Source organism: Paraburkholderia unamae (genome assembly GCF_003268775.1).
GTDB classification, from domain to species: Bacteria; Pseudomonadota; Gammaproteobacteria; order Burkholderiales; family Burkholderiaceae; genus Paraburkholderia; species Paraburkholderia unamae.
Genome location: NZ_QLSU01000001.1, coordinates 1 through 18432, shown reverse-complemented (window position 1 = coordinate 18432; position 18432 = coordinate 1). Strand labels below are relative to the sequence as shown.

At 64.3% G+C, this 18432-nt stretch carries 21 protein-coding genes; 20 read left to right on the top strand and 1 reads right to left on the bottom strand.

Going from position 1 to position 18432, the window contains the following annotated elements:
• The first annotated feature begins 51 nt into the window (after nt 1-51).
• The 5 genes from C7401_RS00100 (at nt 52) to C7401_RS00080 (ending at nt 4274) form a co-directional block, all read left to right on the top strand.
• Nucleotides 52-726, top strand: a complete 675-nt coding sequence (locus C7401_RS00100; RefSeq protein ID WP_181565460.1) for a flavin reductase family protein — start codon at nt 52-54, stop codon at nt 724-726.
• 33 nt (nt 727-759) lie between these two features.
• Nucleotides 760-1443 (top strand): hypothetical protein, encoded by a 684-nt coding sequence (locus C7401_RS00095; RefSeq protein ID WP_112169058.1) that lies wholly within the window; start codon nt 760-762, stop codon nt 1441-1443.
• Between the two features lie 67 nt (nt 1444-1510).
• A complete protein-coding gene (locus C7401_RS00090) occupies nt 1511-2263 on the top strand; it encodes an SDR family NAD(P)-dependent oxidoreductase (RefSeq protein WP_112169056.1) in 753 nt (250 codons plus the stop codon).
• Nucleotides 2264-2349: 86 nt separating this feature from the next.
• Nucleotides 2350-3012 carry an EthD domain-containing protein gene (locus C7401_RS00085; RefSeq protein WP_181565459.1) on the top strand — a complete coding sequence of 221 codons (663 nt, stop codon included), beginning with the start codon at nt 2350-2352 and terminating at the stop codon, nt 3010-3012.
• A 47-nt stretch (nt 3013-3059) separates the two neighbouring features.
• Nucleotides 3060-4274 (top strand): MFS transporter, encoded by a 1215-nt coding sequence (locus C7401_RS00080; RefSeq protein ID WP_224045166.1) that lies wholly within the window; start codon nt 3060-3062, stop codon nt 4272-4274.
• A gap of 21 nt (nt 4275-4295) precedes the next feature.
• Here the strand turns inward: C7401_RS00080 and C7401_RS00075 are convergent, their stop codons facing one another.
• Nucleotides 4296-4769 carry a carboxypeptidase regulatory-like domain-containing protein gene (locus C7401_RS00075; RefSeq protein ID WP_112169052.1) on the bottom strand — a complete coding sequence of 158 codons (474 nt, stop codon included), beginning with the start codon at nt 4767-4769 and terminating at the stop codon, nt 4296-4298.
• Between the two features lie 334 nt (nt 4770-5103).
• On the opposite strand from C7401_RS00075, the gene C7401_RS00070 reads away from it, so the two are divergent.
• From C7401_RS00070 to C7401_RS46245, 15 genes are all read left to right on the top strand, one after another.
• Nucleotides 5104-5793, top strand: a complete 690-nt coding sequence (locus C7401_RS00070; protein ID WP_224045167.1) for a GntR family transcriptional regulator — start codon at nt 5104-5106, stop codon at nt 5791-5793.
• A gap of 38 nt (nt 5794-5831) precedes the next feature.
• Entirely contained in the window at nt 5832-7097 is a 1266-nt protein-coding gene (mtnK, locus tag C7401_RS00065) for an S-methyl-5-thioribose kinase (RefSeq protein ID WP_112169048.1), read from the top strand.
• A gap of 73 nt (nt 7098-7170) precedes the next feature.
• Nucleotides 7171-8247: an S-methyl-5-thioribose-1-phosphate isomerase gene (gene mtnA, locus C7401_RS00060; protein ID WP_112169046.1), complete on the top strand. Its 1077-nt coding sequence runs from the start codon at nt 7171-7173 to the stop codon at nt 8245-8247.
• Nucleotides 8244-8906, top strand: coding sequence for a class II aldolase/adducin family protein (locus C7401_RS00055; protein ID WP_112169044.1), 663 nt, complete (start codon nt 8244-8246; stop codon nt 8904-8906). The genes mtnA and C7401_RS00055 overlap by 4 nt, the downstream gene beginning before the upstream one ends.
• Before the next feature lie 127 nt (nt 8907-9033).
• On the top strand, nt 9034-10158 hold the full coding sequence (locus C7401_RS00050; RefSeq protein ID WP_112169042.1) for a sugar ABC transporter substrate-binding protein: 1125 nt from the start codon (nt 9034-9036) through the stop codon (nt 10156-10158).
• Between the two features lie 60 nt (nt 10159-10218).
• Nucleotides 10219-11769: a sugar ABC transporter ATP-binding protein gene (locus C7401_RS00045; RefSeq protein WP_112169040.1), complete on the top strand. Its 1551-nt coding sequence runs from the start codon at nt 10219-10221 to the stop codon at nt 11767-11769.
• Nucleotides 11766-12767: an ABC transporter permease gene (locus C7401_RS00040; protein ID WP_112169038.1), complete on the top strand. Its 1002-nt coding sequence runs from the start codon at nt 11766-11768 to the stop codon at nt 12765-12767. Before C7401_RS00045 ends, C7401_RS00040 begins: the two co-directional genes overlap by 4 nt.
• Nucleotides 12768-12828: 61 nt before the next feature.
• Nucleotides 12829-13857, top strand: a complete 1029-nt coding sequence (locus C7401_RS00035; protein ID WP_112169757.1) for a dihydroxyacetone kinase subunit DhaK — start codon at nt 12829-12831, stop codon at nt 13855-13857.
• Nucleotides 13854-14474 carry a DAK2 domain-containing protein gene (locus C7401_RS00030; protein WP_112169036.1) on the top strand — a complete coding sequence of 207 codons (621 nt, stop codon included), beginning with the start codon at nt 13854-13856 and terminating at the stop codon, nt 14472-14474. The genes C7401_RS00035 and C7401_RS00030 overlap by 4 nt, the downstream gene beginning before the upstream one ends.
• 156 nt (nt 14475-14630) lie before the next feature.
• Nucleotides 14631-15380, top strand: a complete 750-nt coding sequence (locus C7401_RS00025; protein ID WP_112169033.1) for an IclR family transcriptional regulator — start codon at nt 14631-14633, stop codon at nt 15378-15380.
• Nucleotides 15381-15456: 76 nt separating this feature from the next.
• On the top strand, nt 15457-16212 hold the full coding sequence (locus tag C7401_RS00020; RefSeq protein WP_112169031.1) for a transporter substrate-binding domain-containing protein: 756 nt from the start codon (nt 15457-15459) through the stop codon (nt 16210-16212).
• A 17-nt stretch (nt 16213-16229) separates the two neighbouring features.
• Nucleotides 16230-16898, top strand: coding sequence for an amino acid ABC transporter permease (locus C7401_RS00015; protein WP_112169029.1), 669 nt, complete (start codon nt 16230-16232; stop codon nt 16896-16898).
• Nucleotides 16895-17662, top strand: a complete 768-nt coding sequence (locus C7401_RS00010; RefSeq protein ID WP_112169027.1) for an amino acid ABC transporter ATP-binding protein — start codon at nt 16895-16897, stop codon at nt 17660-17662. The genes C7401_RS00015 and C7401_RS00010 overlap by 4 nt, the downstream gene beginning before the upstream one ends.
• Nucleotides 17659-18288, top strand: coding sequence for a HutD/Ves family protein (locus C7401_RS00005; protein WP_112169025.1), 630 nt, complete (start codon nt 17659-17661; stop codon nt 18286-18288). The genes C7401_RS00010 and C7401_RS00005 overlap by 4 nt, the downstream gene beginning before the upstream one ends.
• 4 nt (nt 18289-18292) lie before the next feature.
• Nucleotides 18293-18432, top strand: a 140-nt coding sequence (locus C7401_RS46245) for a hypothetical protein (RefSeq protein ID WP_181565457.1), incomplete at its 3' end; no start/stop codon positions are given.

Below are 18432 nucleotides of genomic sequence, written 5' to 3'. Positions count from 1 at the left end.
TTGTCGATGAAAAATGCGACATATCCCGGCGCGGAACCCAAGCGCGCCATGATGGAGATCGAAAGCGCGCAGGCGGCGCTCACGCTCGACGAAGCCGGTAGTGTTACCGGCGTCGACACACGCGACCTGTCCTGGGACGAGCAGTACAAGTTGATTTCGAGCACGGTCATTCCCAGACCCATTGCGCTCGTGTCGACCGACGGCCCGGCTGGACGCAACGCGGCGCCGTTCAGCTTCTTTAATGCCGTCTCGATCGGACCGCCGATGGTCATGTTCTGTATCGGTCCGACAAAGTTGGAAAAATTGGGCCAGGAAAAAGATACCCTTCGCAACGTGCGCGAAACCGGCGAATTCGTGGTTCAACTCGTGGACGACGCGAACAAGGAGCGTATGAATCTTTGCGCGCCCGAGTATGGTGCCGACGTCGACGAGATGGAAAGGGCGGGCTTCACGACGGCCCCTTCGGTTCGGGTCAAGGCGCCGCGCATTATCGACTGTCCCGTGCAGTTCGAATGCGTGGTGACCGACATTCACACGCTGGGCAAGACGCCGTATCACATGGTTGTCGGCGAAATCGTCTACGCCCACTATCGTAGCGGGATCGTGAATCAACGCCTGCACGTGGACATGCTGGCAATGAACCCCGTCGGGCGCCTGTCGAATCCCGGTATGTACTCGCGCATCACCGACCATTTCCAGATGCTGCCACCCGTGTCAGCCGACTGATCCGCAAGCCTGTCAACAATGGGAGGAAGCGATATGGAAGTGATGATTCAGGCCTGCGCAAAATCGCAAGAGAAAGCCGCCGAATTCAAATCGTGGTGTTTGCGGGAGTGGGCGCCCACGCTTGTCGACCACGGAGACAGAGTCGAACGTTTGATCGTAAATCTGGCGACGGCGATTCGGACCGCACAACCCTACGGAAGTGCCGAATCGTTAGCCGGCGATGCATTCGACGTCATTATTCAAGTGTCTCTTAGCGATCACAGCGACTACGAACGCATTGTCAAGCCCGCGCTGGAGCGGCTGCGAGGCCGGTGCGGCGTACATCACGTCTACCAGGTGACCGAGTCGGAAGTTTTTCACAGACCAATGCTCAGCCGCGGAGTGCCCACTCCCGGCATCAAGCTGATGCGAGGCCTTTTTATTTTCGAGGATCTGCCAGACTCCGCTGCCCGCCGAATCTGGGAACACCACTCCGGGCTGGCTACGAAGGTTCACGTTGGTCTTGCCCGATATGCGCGCCACTGGGTGGACGCCGTGTTGACAGAGGGCTCGCCGAAGATTCGCGGGCTCTCCGATTTGCACTTCCCGGACGAAGCCTCGATGCGCGAGCGTTATTTTGATTCGCCGCGAGGTCGCGACGAAATCATGCACGACCTTGGTCATTTCATCGCCGGAGGAACGCAACGCTTTTACGGAACGGAGTACGTGTTGAAGTGAAGCAAATCGTGGCTAGAGGCAAAGTTCAACCGAAGTGTGCGGGTTTCGATGAATCAAGGAGATTGAGATGAGTTCTGAATTCGCAGGCAAGTCTGCGTTTGTAACAGGCGGTGGATCGGGAATTGGCGCGCAAACGTGCGTGGCGCTCGCAACCAGAGGGGCCGTGGTCGCAGTGGTGGACTTCAATCTGGAAAACGCGTTGCAGACCGTTGAGCGTATCGAAGCGCAACAAGGTCGCGCAATAGCCATACAGGCCGACGTGTCCAATCCGGGCGACATGGAAGCAGCCGTCGGCAAATCGGTCGATGCCTTTGGCGCACTCCATCTGGCGGTCAACAATGCGGGCATTGCAGTGCCGTTTTCAGCGCTTCACGAGGTTTCCGTCGAGACCTGGTCGAGAAACATCGCGGTCAATTTGACGGGCGTGTTCCTCGCCTTGAAGTACGAGATACCCGCACTGATCGCCAGCGGCGGCGGCGCCGTTGTCAATCTTTCGTCGATTCTGGGCGGCGTGGCTTTGGCCGGGCGCGCTCCGTATGTCGCCGCGAAGCACGGTGTCGTGGGGATCACGAAGGCGGCGGCGCTGGACTATGTCGAACAAGGCGTGCGGGTCAATGCCGTGGCTCCCGGCTACGTCGATACGCCGCTACTGTCGGGCCGAGGCGACGACGAGAAAGAGAAGATCGCCGCACTCCACCCGATGGGCCGCCTCGCCCGTTCAAACGAGATCATGGAGGCGATCCTGTTTCTCTTGTCCGATAAAGCGAGCTTTACCACTGGGCAAACGTGGTTTGTGGACGGCGGTTACACGGCGCGCTAGCGCGTGCGCCGCAATCCTCGCAGTGACCGTAGACATCGATATTCCCTGGTTCGCATTGCGGGCCACGTCATGGAGTGCGTACCAAAGTGAGCAAATTAATACCTTCGACGGCGAAGCGCTCGTCGCTCCTTCGCCGGCGCGCCGATCTCACCAGCGAGGAATTTCGAACTCACTGGGCGGGGCCACATGCGAAAATAGCTACCGCCATGCCGGGCATCGCGGCCTATACGCAGAATCGTGTTGACGCCAGGCTATGGAGTTACCCGAGCGAAGCGGCTTACGAATGTGACGGAATCGTTGAACTGGAGTTTGAACACGAGGCCGCAATGGCGGCAGCGGGTGAAACGGCAGTCGTGAGGGAATGGCTGCCGGCAGATGAATTGAAGTTCCTCGATGGAATCACCCTCTGCCGGGTTGAAGATGGTGCGCGGCAGATCCGTCCCGGCCTGCTGAAAGTCATGATCGCGGCAAAGCTCCTGGACGAGTCCGAAAGCGCTATCCGGCGCTTGCAGGAGAGTTTGGGCCTGGCGGGCTGCGTTGAATGGTCGACGGAAAGGGTCGAGACGACAGCGCATCGCGAATCGCTCGGATTCGAGGGCGATCCGCCGTCGGTTTTCGCGTCGCTGTGGTTTGCCGGGGAGGGCGACGCTTCGCGTGCGTTCGCTTCGGGTAACTGGCTCAAGGCGCTGGAAAGCGCGGTCAGGCGAGCCACGGCGTGGCAAATAGATCCCTTGAAGATCGTCGGTTGACGCGAGGGAAAATGGCTGGGAAAAATGGTTGAGTCGAGGAAGGCGTGGTGAATAAAGCGGACGCGGCGTTGGGTGATTTCAAGGGGAACGCAGAACACGGGTTGCATCGCCGCCTTGTTCTCACGCTCTACGTCTGCTGTTTTGCAAGCCTGGCTTCGATGCGGGTCTGCGACGCCATGTTGCCCGCACTGTCCGAGTCGTTCTCGGTGACAACGGAGGCCGCGTCAAAGAGCATTTCCGTCTTTGCGTTGGCATACGGTGTCATTCAACTCTTCTTCGGACCGGCCGGCGACAAATTCGGCAAGATTCGCGTCATTGCTGTTGCTACGGCGCTTTGTGCTTTTGGCAACGCCGCCGCTTTTTTCGCGCACTCATTCGATCAATTGATTGCAGCGCGCTTTCTCTCGGGCGCGGCTGCCGCGGGCATCGTGCCGCTGACCATGGCGTGGATAGGCGACAACGTTGCCTATGAACGCAGGCAGGCCGTTCTCGCAAAACTGCTGGGCGCGACTGTCTTTGGCATGATCGCCGGCCAATGGGCGGGCGGTGTAATGTCGGCGCATTTTGGCTGGCGCGGCGCGTTTCTTCCCATGGCCGTTGTATTTTTCGTGGGCGCGATACTCGCGATTCTCGAGGCACGCCATTCACAGGCATTTGCGTTGCAGAAGGACGGCAACTTTTTTGATCGCGTGAAGCTCGTTCTCGCCGAGCCATGGGCAAGAGTCGTCCTGCTCGTTACTTTCCTTGAGGGCGGCTTCGCATACAGCGTTCTTGCATTCATGCCAACGCATCTGCACGCTGCAATGGGCTTGTCGATGTCCAGCGCGGCGTTGACGGTGGCGCTCTACGGCCTGGGCGGCTTGACCTACAGCCGATGCGCAGGCCTGCTGCTCGCGCGCTTGAGCGAAAGAGGCTTCGCCATCATGGGAGGGCTCTTTCTGTTTGCGTCTCTCGTCATCCTGGCTGTGGCGCCGTCCGTGTCCGTTGCCTTGCCCGCATGTTTTTTTGCGGGGTTTGGCTTTTATTCGTTGCACAACGTTCTGCAAATGAACGCCACGCAAATGGCGCCCCGCGCCAGGGGAACGGCAGTTTCACTATTCTCGTGCGTCCTGTTTCTTGGCCAATCGTGCGGGATATTGATTGCGGCGATGGTGGTCGAACAGTGGTCCACACGCAGTTGGCTGGCATTCGCCGCACTGGGGTTGCTGGCGCTTGCGCTGACCTTTTCCCGCCTGATCACGCACCGGCGCGCACAGGCCTGAACGACGCCGCACAAATCACGTTCAATGATTCGCCGGGAACGCGAAGGTCGCGCGCGCGCTGCCATTGCCATGCACGTTCACGGTCTGCCGCCTCGTTACGCTGCCGTAGGTGGCGTTGATCGTATAGCTGCCCGCGGGCAGGCGCACGAGCATGTACGGTCCATGCGCACTCGTGTCGAGCACCGTCGTGCCTCCGGCATTGGCAATCTGCACACGGACATCGGAGACATAAGACGACCCCGGACCGGTGAGCAGTAGCGACAGCGGCCATTGACTGCGTGCCTGGCGTAGCGCGGTGGATTCGTCGCGGCCAACTCCGCCGGACACGAACGATACGTCGCCTTGCTGCTCCGTTTGCGGCATGCCGGCACTGGGGGCTTCGCCGGCGTTCGTGGGCGCGGCCGTCTGCGCCACTGCGCCGCTTGCCATCGCGAGTGCGCAAATCGCGGCAAGAAGGGGCGAGGCGATACGGGGAGCATGGCGTTGCGTGTTCATGATGGTCACTCCAGAGAGAGTTACCGACTGCGGGCGCGAGCAAGCTCGCGGTTCGGGCAGCCTGACAAAAAACGCTTGCAAAGGTCCGGCAGCGCATGACGCGGCGGCCTGGCGACAGGTTAGCGTTTTTCGATTCACCACGTGTACAGCGAGGCGAACCGCGAGCACGGCGCGATTTCATGTTTGATAACGTCGTTTCCCATACCGGCCTCCCGGGGCAATGTTGCATTGCAAGCAAGGGAAAACCACGGGTCGATGACATCAGACGTCTGATGTAAATTGGCGCGTAACGTGGCTACCGAAGGCAACCATGCGCCTGAGCGTCGATCAGTCGATGAGCGACCGGATCCAGGATTCACTGCTGGCAATGATCCGCGAGCGCTCGCTCAAGCCCGGCGACCAGATTCCCACGGAACCCGAGCTTTGCGAACTGCTGGGCGTGGGCCGTTCGAGCCTGCGTGAAGCGGTGGCGCAGATGATTTCCCACGGTTTGCTCACGCGTGTGCACGGCAAAGGGACTTTCGTCAGACAGATTGCGCTTAAGCTGCAAGGCGGGCTGGATGATCTGATGTCTGTGACGGACATGATCCGCAGTGTGGGCGCGGTGCCCTCCACGAGCCGTATTCAGGTGAAGACGATGGCGGCGTCGGCCAGTCTTGCGCAGAAGCTTGGTCTCGCGGAGGGCGAGCCCTGTGTGCGGCTGGAGCGCGTACGCCGCGCCGACGACGCGATCGCCGCCTACTGCATCGACATCGTGCCGAAGTCGGTGCTCGAAGGGGAGGAACTGGGCGAGTCGTTGTTCGGCACGTTCGAGCGCGCGGGCATCCGGCTTTCGCACACGCACAGCTCGATCCAGCCCACGGTACTCACGCCGCGCGACTTGCCGGAATTGCAGGAGAGCCTTGGCCTCTTTCTGCTGATCGACGAAGTGGACTTCGACGAAACCGGCCGGGCGGTCTGCTACAGCAACGACTACTACAACGCCAGTATTTTCAAGTTCGATCTCGTACGCAAACGACGTTAGACGCGGCCCGCGGGCCTAACTTTCGGACAGGAAAACCCATGCACTTCGAGGCTTTCAGCGCTTCCGAACTGGCGGCATACCTGAAGGGTATTCCTGCCGTCAGTGCGCGACTTGGTGAGGATAGCGAACTAGATGTCATGGAAGTGGGCGACGGCAATCTGAACTACGTCTACTTCGTGAGCAGCGCGCGCGACCCGCGCCGCAGTGTGGTGGTCAAGCAGGCGCCGCCTTTCCTGCGGCTGGTGGGCGAGAGCTGGCCCTTGCCGCGCGAGCGCATGGAGCGCGAAGTGGCCGCGTTGCGCCGCTTCGGCGCGCTATGCCCGGAGCATGTGCCGAGCGTCTATCACGCCGACAGCGAAAAGTACCTCATGGTCATGCAGCGGCTCGACTCGCATCGCGTGCTGCGTCAGGCCCTGACCGAAGGCATCGTGTACCCGCGCCTGGCCGGTCACATTTCCACGTTTCTCGCGCGCACGCTCTTTCACGGCTCCGACCTCTATCTCGCACCCAATGAGAAGAAGACAGCCGTGAGTGGCGACATCAACGCGGAGTTGTGCCGGATTACCGAGGACCTCGTGTTCACGTTTCCATTCGAGGACAATCCGTCGAATGTGTACAGCCCGGCGCTACCTGCGGCGGCCGTCGAGCGCCTGCGCGCGCACGAACCGCTGCGCCGCGCGGCGGGCGAGATGAAGTGGGCGTTCATGAATCATGCGGAAACGCTCGTGCATGGCGACCTGCATACCGGCTCGATCATGGCGAACGAGCACGAGACCTATGTGATCGATCCGGAGTTCGCGTTCTACGGTCCAATGGGCTTTGACACGGGCGCATTCATTGCGAACCTGCTGCTCGCCTGCTACGCGCGCGAATGGCACGACCGCGCGGCGGGGCGCGAACCGCAGGCGTATCAGCGCTGGTTGCTCGATCAGACCGAAGCCGTGTGGAACGGCTTCGCGCAGAAGTTCGCGCAACTCTGGCGCGCGCACGAGCACGAGACGGGCCGCGCATGGATTGGCGGCGCTGCCGATACGCGCGCGGCCGAGGCCTTTCGCGAAGACTTCATGCGGCGGCTTCTTGCGGATACCCTCGGCTTCGCGGGCTGCAAGATGATCCGGCGCATCGTCGGCGTGGCGAAAGTTGCGGAGATCACCAGCATTGAGGACGAAGCGGTGCGCGCGCAGGTGGAAGTGCGCTGCCTGAAGCTCGCCGAGGCGCTGCTCGTGCAGCGGCGCGAACTGGCCTCGATCGAAGCGGCCACTGCGCTGGCCGCCCAGGTGCTAGCGGAGCCCGCGAACACCTGAACACGTAATCCTGAAGCACCCCCTGCGCCGCTCACGCGGCAAAGTCTGACCAACCGGCATCGACGGAGAACGTATGGCGTTGCAGCCGAACCATTCGAGTCTTCCGCCCACCATCGAGTGGCGCGACGACACCCTTTATCTGCTCGACCAGACGCGCCTGCCACAGGTATGCGTCGTCGAGGCGGCGGACAGCGTCGAAGCCGTATGGCGCGCAATACACGAGTTGCGCGTGCGCGGGGCGCCCGCGATCGGCGTCGCCGCGGCGTACGGCCTGTGCGTGGCGATGCAGCGCGATCAGCCTGCCGCGCGCGATGCGTTTCTCACGCGCCTCGAGCAGCGCGCGGCGTATCTCGATAGCGCGCGACCCACGGCGGTGAATCTGCGCTGGGCGCTCGAACGTATGCTCGCCCATGCGCGCGGCGACGCGGCGCAAACGGGTGCAGCGCTCTACGAAGCGCTGGTTGACGAGGCCAAGCGCATTCATCATGAGGATATCGAACTATGCGCGCGTATTGGAGAGGCGGGACGCGCGCTGATCGAACCCGGCAGCGGCGTGCTCACGCATTGCAACGCCGGCGCGCTTGCGACCACCGGTATCGGCACCGCGACCGCACCCTTGTATTGCGCTCACCGTGACGGCGCGGCGTTTCGTGTGTACGCGGACGAGACGCGGCCGCTCCTGCAAGGCGCGCGCCTCACCGCCTACGAATTGCAGCAAGCCGGACTCGACGTCACGCTCATCACCGATAGCATGGCGCCCGCGCTGATGTCGCAAGGGCTCATCGATCTCGTGATCGTCGGCACCGACCGCGTGGCGGCGAACGGCGACGTCGCGAACAAGATCGGCACACTCGGCGTGGCGATCGCGGCCAAACACTTCGGCATCCCGTTTTATGTGGCGTGCCCTTCATCCACGCTGGACTTGCGTACCCCGAGCGGCGCGGACATCGTGATTGAAGAGCGCGGTGCGGAAGAGGTCGCGCAACTCGCGGGCCGACGCGTTGCGCCCGAGGGCATGAAGGTACGCAACCCGGCCTTCGACGTCACGCCGCACGCGCTCGTCACCGGCATCGTCACGGAGCTGGGGATCGTGCGCGCGCCGTTCGACACCAACCTCGCGGCGCTCTTCAAGACGGGAGCGCCTGCATGAGCGACGCACGCGCCGAAGCGGGGCTGCGCGAGCAGATCGTCCACACCATGCGCGAGATGGAGCGTCTCGGCATCAATCAGGGCACGTCGGGCAATGTGAGCGCGCGCTGGCGCGACGGACTCTTCATCACGCCGAGCGGCGTGCCGTGCGCCGCGCTCACGCGCGAGCGCATCGTGTGGATGCCACTCGACGTACGCGACGACGATGCGCTTTTCGAAGCGCAACGGCCTTCCTCGGAATGGCGTTTTCATCGTGACATTCTGCGCGAACGGGCCGATGTGAACGCCGTGGTCCACACGCATTCGCAGGCGGCCACGGCGCTGGCCATCCACGGCCGTGGGATTCCCGCGCATCACTACATGGTGGCGGCAGCGGGCGGCAATTCGATTCGCTGCGCGCCGTATGCGACATTCGGCAGCCAGGCGCTCTCGGATCACGCGCTCGAAGCCCTGCGCGAGCGGCTTGCGTGCCTGCTTGCGCATCACGGCGTGATCGCGCTCGGGCGCGATCTTGCGCGAGCCTTGTGGCTCGCGAATGAAGTCGAGGTGCTGGCGAAGCAATATCTGCTCGCGTGCCAGCTTGGCGAGCCGCCGCTGCTCAGCGACGCAGCCATGGAGGAAGTCATCGAAAAGTTCAAGGGCTACGGCCCGCGCAAGTGAGGCGCGGGAACTCGCGCGCCCAGGCAGTCCTGGCATTGGCGGTACACACGGTAACGCAGTCGGTTGGCGGTTCGCAGGTCGGTCAACATCGAGTCCATAACCAGCAGATCAAAGACAGGAGACAGTGATGGCGTGGAGTTCAGCAGGTTTCGACAGTTGGGTGGCGCGCGGCGCGCGCGTGGGAGCGTCGGCGGGCAAGACGGCGGGCGTGGCGGTATTTGCCGCCGCCGCGATGCTCGCGGGGTGTTCGAAGAGCGAGTCGCCTGAGGCCAGCACGGCTGCCTCGGAGCCGGCGGCGGCGAGTGCGCCCGCACAGGCCGCCGCCGCACCCGGCGTGGTCAAGATGAAAGTGGGCTTTTCGATCGCCACGCTCAATAACGCGTTCTTCGTGGGGCTCAAGAGCGGCGTGGAGCGGGGTGCCGAAAAGCAGGGCTTCGACCTCGTGCAGACGAACGCGAACGGCGACGCGCAGCAGCAGGTCAACGACGCGCTCAATCTGCTGAGTCAGGGCGTAAGCGCACTGGTGCTCAACCCGATCGACTCGAAGGCGATCATTCCGGCCGTGGAAAAGGCCAATTCGATGAATGTGCCGGTCTTCATGCTCGACCGCGGCTCGGACGGCGGCAAGGTCACTTCGTTCGTTGCTTCGGATAACGTAGCGCTTGGCGCGACCGGCGCGAAGTGGATCGCCGATCAACTCACGAAGCGCTATGGCTCGGCCAAGGGCAACGTGGTCGACCTGATCGGGCTTATCGGCACGACGGCTGCGACCGATCGCGAGAAAGGTTTCTCCGAGGAGATCGCGAAGTATCCGGACATCAAGGTGGTCGCGCGCCAGGAAGGCGGCTTCGACCAGGAGAAGTCGCTCAACGCGATGACGAACATTCTCCAGAAGTATCCGCAGATCGACGCGGTATTCGGCGCGAACGACGACAACACCGTGGGCGCCGAGAAGGCGATCGACAACGCGGGCCGCTACAAGCCGCTTGGCGACCCCGGCCACATCATGGTGATCGGTGCGGACGGCACGGCGCAGGCGCTCTCCGCGATCCGTGCAGGCAAGCAGGACGCGACGATTTCGCAGAATCCGATCGGCATGTCCGCGAAGGCGATGACGTTCATTACCGACTATGAGACGAAGAAGGACGTGCCCGCAAACTATGCGTGGCCGACCTATCTGATCGACAAGTCGAACATCGATTCGGACGCGGTGAAGCAGTACGGTCTGTGGGCGCTCGAAGTCAAGCAGTAACGCGCAGCGGTCAATGTGCCCGGCGCGCGCGAGGCGTGCGCCGGCGCCAGGGATGAACGGATGATACGCGAATCAGGTTCTGCATTGCACGCACCGCAGCGCGCGCCCGACGACGCGCTCGCGCCGCCGCTTTTGCGCATGAGCGGCATCGTGAAGAGTTTTCCCGGCGTGAAGGCGCTGCGCGGCGTGAGCCTCGAACTGCACGCGGGGCATGTGATGGCGATCGTCGGCGAGAACGGGGCGGGCAAGTCTTCGCTGATCAAGACGCTCTCCGGCGCTTACGAGCCGGACGAAGGCACGATCGAGATCGATGGCCGGCGGCTTGCGCGCGGCACCCAGGCCGCGATCGACGCGGGCGTGGCCGTGATCTATCAGGAGCTATCGCTCGTCAACGACATGAGCGTGGCCGAGAATCTCTTTCTGGGCCGCATGCCGAGGCGCTACGGTCTCGTCGATCATCGGCGCGCCGAAGCGATGGCGCGCGAGGCGCTCGCGCAGGTCGGACTGGAAAACGTGTCGCCCGCCATGCGTGCGGGCGATCTGCCACTCAACAAACGTCAGCTCGTGGAGGTGGCGAAGGCGCTCGCGCGCGAGGCGCGCATCCTCGTGATGGACGAGCCCACCGCCGCGCTTCAGCATCACGACATCGAGCATCTCTATGCGGTCGTGCGCCGCCTGCGCGCGGCGGGCATGGGCATCATCTTCATTTCGCACCATCTGGAAGAGGTGTTCGAACTCGCCGACTCGGCCGTGGTGATGCGTGACGGCGCAACGGTCGGCGCGCGGCCCATGTCCGAGTGGAATGAGCCGGCGCTCGTGCAGGCCATGGTGGCGCGCAACCTCGACTCGTTTTATCCGTGGGAGGCGCGGCCCTATGGCGAAGTGGTGCTGGAGGCTCGCAACGTGGCGAGCGCGCCCGTGCTGCGCGACGCGAGCTTCAGCATTCGCGCGGGCGAGATCGTCGGCATAGGCGGGATTGCGGGAGCAGGGCGCACGGAGCTTCTCAAGACGCTATGCGGCGCGCTGCCGCTCACAGGCGGCGAGTTGCGGCTGCGCGGGCGCAGGCTCACGTTGCGCTCGCCCGCGCAGGGCATGCGCGCGGGCATCGTCTATACCGCCGAAGACCGCAAGCTGGAAGGGCTCGTGCTCGACGCGAGCATCGAAGAGAACGTTGCGCTGTCAAGCTTGCGTGCGCTTGTGCGCGGCGGCTTCGTGAGCGCGGCCAGAAAGCGCCGGCTCGCCCGCGAGGCGAGCGAGCGCTTCGCTGTGCGCGCGCCCTCGGTCACGACGCTCACCGGCAATCTCTCGGGCGGCAATCAGCAGAAGGTGATTCTCGGACGCGCGAGCGCCACGTCGCCCGCCGTGATCCTGCTCGACGAACCCACGCGCGGCATCGACGTGGGCGCGAAAACGGAAATCTATGCGCACATCGTGCAGATGGCGCGCGCGGGCGCGGCCGTGGTGCTCGTGAGTTCGGAGTTGCCCGAACTGCTCGGCATGTCGGATCGCGTGCTCGTGATGTATCGCGGCAGCATCGTTGGCGAGGTGGCGCGCGAGCGCGCGGACTCGGAGACGATCATTCAATGGGCCACCACCGGAGTTGCAGCATGACGTCCACGACCGTTCAGCCGCAGGAAGCGCAAACCCTGCAACAGCGCGTGCTGCGCCAGATGCGCAGCGGCCTCGGGCCGCTCATCGCGGCGCTCGCGCTGATCTGCATCGCGCTCTCACTCGCCTCGCCCGAATTTCTCACCACCAGCACGCTCACCAACATCATGGTGCAGGTGTCCGTGGTCGGGGTCGCGGCGGTGGGCGGCACGTTCGTCATCATCACGTCGGGCATCGATCTTTCCGTGGGCTCGCTCGTTGCGCTGAGCGGCATGGTGGCCGCGACCGTGATGGCCGGTGCCAGCCCGGACGCGATCGGGCTGGGCGTGGCCGGGCTGTTCTTCGCGCTCGCCACGGGCGCGGCCGTGGGGGCGCTCAACGGCTTCGGCATTGCCTGGCTGCGTCTCGTGCCGTTCATCGTCACGCTCGCGATGATGGCGATGGGGCGGGGCCTCACGCTCGCGATCTCGGACGGGCGCACGAAGTTCGACTTTCCCACGGTATTCACCGCGTTCGGCGCGAAGACGGTTGCGGGACTACCCGCGCCGATGCTCGTGATGCTCGCCGTCTTCGTGATCGGCCACGTGCTGTTGCGCAAGACCGAATTCGGCCACCAGGTGTTCGCCGTGGGCGGCAACAAGGAAGCCGCGCGGCTCGCGGGCATTCCCGTCAACCGTGTGATCTTTTTCACCTACATGCTCGCGGGCGTGACCGCCGCGATTGCGGGCATCGTGCTGGCCGGACGCCTCAATTCGGCGCTGCCTTCGGCGGCGAATGGCCTCGAATTGCAGGTGATCGCGGGCATCGTGATTGGCGGCACGTCGCTCGCGGGCGGGCGCGGCTCGATCGTCGGCACGTTCATCGGCGTCGTGCTGATCGGCGTGATCAATGTCGGGCTCTCGCTGCTCGGCGTCAATCCGTTCTGGACGCAGTTCATCCAGGGCGGCGTGATTCTTGCGGCTGTTTTGCTCGATGCGCTCAGCCAGAGGCGCAAGCACTAAATCAAGGAAGGAGTGGACATTCAGGGTGGCGCGTGCGCCACCGCAACCGGAGACGCGACACGTGAAAAAGATCATCAATAATCCTGATCAATTTGTCGATGAAATGATCGATGCCTTGCTGCTCGCCCATCCGGGCTGGCTCAAACCGGTCACCGCCGACCGCCGCGCGCTGGTGCGCGCGGACGCGCCGAACGCAGGCAAGGTCGGCATCGTGACCGGCGGCGGCTCCGGCCATCTACCCGCATTTCTCGGCTACGTGGGCAAGGGGCTGGCGAGCGGCGTGGCCGTGGGCAACGTGTTTTCCTCGCCTTCTTCGGAGCAGATCTACGAAGCCACCAAAGCGGTGCACGGTGGCGCGGGCGTGCTCTATCTGTACGGCAATTATGGCGGCGATGTCTTCAACTTCGATCTCGCCGCCGACCTCGCCGACGCCGACGGCATTGAAACGCGCACCGTGCTCGTGGCGGACGACGTCGCTTCCGCACCCTCCGAACGGGCCTCCGACCGCCGCGGCGTGGCGGGCATGGTGTTCGGCTTCAAGTGCGCGGGGGCGGCGGCCGAGCGCGGCGACACGCTCGACGAAGTCGCGCGCATCGCCGCCAAGGCGAACGGCGCGACGCGCACCATGGGCGTGGGGCTCTCGCCCACGATCCTGCCGGCGGCCGGCAAGCCTACCTTCACGCTGCCCGATGCCGAGATGGAGATCGGCATTGGCATACACGGCGAGCCTGGCACGCATCGCGGCAAGCTGGAGAGCGCCGACGCGATCGCCGAACGGCTCTCAGGCGAAATCCTGCGCGATCTGCGTGCGCCGGCGGGATCGAGCGTCGCGCTGCTCGTGAACGGCCTCGGCGCCACGCCGCTCGAAGAACTCTATCTCCTGTACCGGCGCGCCGCGCAAGCGGTCACAGCCGCTGGACTGCGCGTGGCGCGCGCCTATGTGGGCGAGTACGTGACGAGCCTGGAAATGGCGGGCGCCTCGATTTCGGTGATGCAACTCGACGAAGAACTCGATACGTTGCTCGACGCCCCCGTGCGCTCGCCGTTCTGGCGCGAAGGCTGGCGAGTGGACGAAGGAGGCGCGCGATGAGTCTTTCGGTCAACGAAATACGTGCGCGGCTCATCGATGTGCTCAATGCGATGCCCGCCTGCGCGGAGGAGTTGCGCGAGCTCGATGCCGCACTGGGCGACGGCGACCTGGGCCTGACCGTCAAGGCGGGTTCGCTCGCGTCGGCCGAGGCCATCGGCAAGCTGCCGCCCGACGCGGCGCTCAACGACGTGCTGGTGGCCACGGGCAAGGCATTTTCAACGGCGAATCCCTCGACATTTGGGGCACTCGTGGGCGGCGGGTTGCTCGCCGCCGCTAAAACCGTGGCGGGGCGGCAGGAAGCGGGGAGGGCCGAGGCGCTCGCCATGGGGCGAGCCGTTGCCGCACGCATCGCCGAGCGGGGCAAGTCGCAACTCGGCGACAAGACGGTGCTCGACGCGCTCGTGCCGAGCCTCGACACGCTCGAAGCGTTCGAGGCGCAAGGCGACGAGCGCGCGCTCCTCGACGCCATGATCGCCACGGCGCAACGCCAGGTGAGCGAGACGGCGGCGCTACAGTCGAAGAAGGGACGCGCGGCGTGGGTGCAGGAGCGCAGCATCGGTCATCCCGATCCCGGTGCGACCGCGTGGCTGCGATTTCTCGAAGCCTGGCGGGGCTGAAGGGCGCCACGCATCCCCGCGCTCGGCACGCATAGCGCGTCCGCAATGACCCAGGGAAAACCCTCTCGCTTCTTTCCCATTCGCTGGGAATCGTATTTTTGATTTCCGGGAGTGACGTGGCATGCTGACCGCATCGATTCAGCTCTCGTCCTCCAAGTGAAACAGGAATCCGGTGTCACCGGCGCAGAACGCCTGCTGCTGGTGCTTTCCGCTCTCGCAAGCCGTGGCAAGGCCATGTCCGTGAAGGACATGCTCGCCGTCACGGGTCTCGCGCAGAGCACGCTCTACCGTCAGGTCGCGGTGCTCAAGCGCTGGGGCTTCGTGACCGAGGACGCCGGCTATTACGCGCCGGGGCCCATCAGCCTGCAACTCGCGCTCGGCTTCGACGTCAACTCGCTGCTCGTCGAAGCGAGCCGCGAAGGCATGCTTCAACTCGCGCGCGCGTCGCAGGAGAGCGTGGGCCTGGTCGTCGCGGTCAACGACCAGGTGGTCTGCCTGGAAATGATCGAAAGCACGCATTCGCTGCGCTGCTCGTTCGAGAAGGGACGCGCGGTTGCGCTCAAGGCGGGCGCGTCGGCCAAATCGTTGCTCGCGTTCCAGCCCGAGAAAACGCGCGGCGAAACGCTCGATCGCGTATTCGCGGGCGATGCGCCAGGCCGTGCCGCGATGGAAGCGGAACTCGAACAGATTCGCGCGCGCGGCTACGCAGTGAGCGACAGCGAGGTCGACCCCGGCGTGTGGGGCGTGAGCGCACCGGTTTTTCGGCGCGTGGCGCGCGGCGCGCTCGCGAACGCCTCGATCACCTTGATGGCGCCTTCGTCGCGCGTCGCGGGCCGCGAGCCGCAGCTTGCCGACTGGACCTTGCGCACCGCGCACGCCATTTCCGCCCGCCTGCAATCCGAATAACCGAACCCATCACCTGAATGGCGGCGGCCCACGCCAGTGCCTCAAACGCCCAGACAAACCACACCGGAGTCCAACCATGAAACTGCATAAACTGCTGTCGGCCACGTGCCTCACTGTCGCGATGTTCGCCGCCGCCGTTCCCGGCACGGCCAGCGCGCAAGCCCAGAACGTGCTCCAGGTCGCGACCGACGCGACGTTCCCGCCGATGGAATTCACCGAGAACGGCCAGCGCACCGGCTTCGACGTCGATCTCATGAACGCGCTCGCGAAGGCCATGGGCAAGCAGGTGCAGTGGACCGACATCGACTTCAAGGGCCTTGTTCCGGGGCTGATCGCGCATCGCTTCGACGCCGCGATCTCGGGCATCTACATCACGCCCGAGCGCAGCCAGGTGGTGGACTTCACGCAGCCGTATTTCGCGGGCGGCCTCGTCGCGCTCGTGAAGGCCGATTCGCCCATCAAGACGCTCGCCGATCTCGACGGCAAGAAAGTGTCGGTGCAGGTGGGCACGAAGTCGGTGAGCTTCCTGCGCGACAACTACCCGAAGGTCACGCGCGTCGAAGTGGAAAAGAATCAGGAGATGTTCGATCTCGTGGGCATTGGCCGCGCGGACGCCGCCGTCACCGGCAAGCCCGCCGCCTATCAGTTCGCGCGCACACGTGGCGGCTTCCGCGTGCTCGACACCGAGCTGACGAAGGAATCGTATGGCATCGCCGTGCGCAAGGACGAGCCGCAACTGCGCGATGCGCTGAACGCGGCGCTTGCGAAGATCAAGGCGGACGGCACCTACGCCCAGATCGTGAACAAGTGGTTCGGCACGAGCGCGAAGTAACCCCGCGGATCTGACCCATGCAACTCGACTTCTCTCCGGCCTTCGCCGGTTGGGCCGACATCGCACACGGCGCGCTGGTCACGGTGGAAGTGACCGCCGCCGCGCTTGTGCTGAGCTGCCTGCTCGGCCTGCTGATCGGCATCGGCCGCCTCGCGCCGCAACGCCGCGTGATTTACGGCTTGTGCACCGGCTACCTCATTTTCTTTCGCGGCACACCGTTGCTCGTGCAACTGTTCTTGCTGTTTTTCGGCCTGCCGCAGTTCAACATCCTGCTGCCCGCGTTCGTGTGCGGCATGCTGGGGCTCGGGCTTTATTCGGCAGCCTACGTTTCGGAAATCGTGCGCGGCGCGATCCAGTCGGTCGATCGCGGGCAGATGGAAGCCGCGCGTTCTATCGGCATGTCGTCGGGCCAGGCCATGCGCGCAATTATTCTGCCGCAGGCTATCGTGCGCATGATTCCGCCGCTGGGCAATGAGTTCATCGCGCTCATCAAGAATTCCGCGCTGGTCTCGCTGCTGACGATCGACGATCTGATGCATGAAGGCCAGAAAATCATCAGCGTGTCATACCGTTCTCTGGAGGTCTATCTCGTGATCGCGCTCGTCTATCTCGTGCTCACGCAAACGACCAACTATGTGCTGCATCGCGTGGAGCGCCGCCTGCGCGCGGGAGGGATGGTGCAATGAGCACGAATCCTGATCCGATCGTCCGCATTCGCGGGCTGACCAAGTCGTTCGGCTCGCATCTCGTGCTCAACGGCATCGACTTCGATATCCAGCCACAGCAGGTCGTCGTGGTGATTGGCCCGAGCGGCTCGGGCAAGAGCACGTTCCTGCGTTGCTGCAACGGGCTCGAACAGCCCGAGGGCGGCACCATCGACATCTGCGGCCACCGGCTCGTGGAAAACGGCGCAATGCTCAAGGAGCGGGCGCTGAATGCGCTGCGCACCGAAGTCGGCATGGTGTTCCAGTCGTTCAACCTGTTTCCGCATCTGTCCGTACTGCATAACATCACGGTCGGACCGCGCATGCTGCGCGGTGCATCGAAAGCGCAGGCCGAAGCGGCCGCGCTCGCGCTGCTCGAGAAAGTCGGGCTCGCGCACAAGGCGCATGTCATGCCCGCGAGCCTTTCGGGCGGCCAGAAGCAGCGCGTCGCGATCGCGCGCGCGCTTGCCATGCAGCCGCGCGTGATGCTGTTCGACGAGCCGACCTCGGCGCTCGACCCGGAACTGGTGGGCGAGGTGTTGCAGGTGATGAAGCTGCTCGCTTCCGAAGGCATGACGATGGTGGTCGTCACGCACGAAATGGGCTTCGCGAAGGAAGTGGCCGACGTGGTGGTGGTGATGGACGGCGGCGAGATCGTCGAGGCGGGACCGCCTTCGAAGATCTTCACGTCGCCCGCGCAGCCGCGCACGCGCAGCTTCCTGCAAGCGGTGCTGTCGCGCGCATGAGCCCGTTGCCCGACACTGGCGCAACGCTCACGCTGCTGCGCGGCGCGGACCTGGCGCCCTCGGCCTGGAAGAATGGCGGTGGCGTCACGCGCGAGATTGCGGCGCGGGCCGCCGCCGGCGCGTCGCCCGATGGCTTCGCCTGGCGCGTGAGTCTCGCCGACATCGAACGCGCGGGGCCGTTTTCGCGCTTCGAAGGCATCGAGCGTACGCTTGTGCTGATCAACGGCGCCGGTCTGCTGCTGGACGAAACCAACGCCGAAAGGCGTGAGCCCCGCTTGACGCACGCGCTCGAACGCGTGCTCGATGTGGCGCGCTTTGCGGGCGAATCCTCGGTCGATGCGCGGCTCATTGCCGGGCCGGTGCGCGTGTTCAACCTGATGGTGCGCACGGGCGCGGCGCGAGGCGCGCTCGACGTGTGGCCGCGGGGCGGCCAACGCAGCGCGTGCGCGCGGACCGTGCTGGTCCACGCGGTGCAAGGACCGGTTGACGTGAGCGTGGACGGTGGTGACGCCATCGCGCTTGCGCCCGGCGACACGTTGCAGGTCGAGGCGCGGCAGGCTGTCGACATCGCATCGCGCGGCGATGGCGCGCTGCTCGTCGCTACACTCGATCTCGTGCAAGCCTGATTTCATGAATACCTTCACACATTTGTCTTCCGCCACAAACGCACTATTCGCCGGGCACGCCTACCTCCCCGACGGCTGGCGTCGCAACGTGCTGCTCGAATGGGACGCAACGGGCACGCTGCGCAGCGTGACGCCCGATCTGCC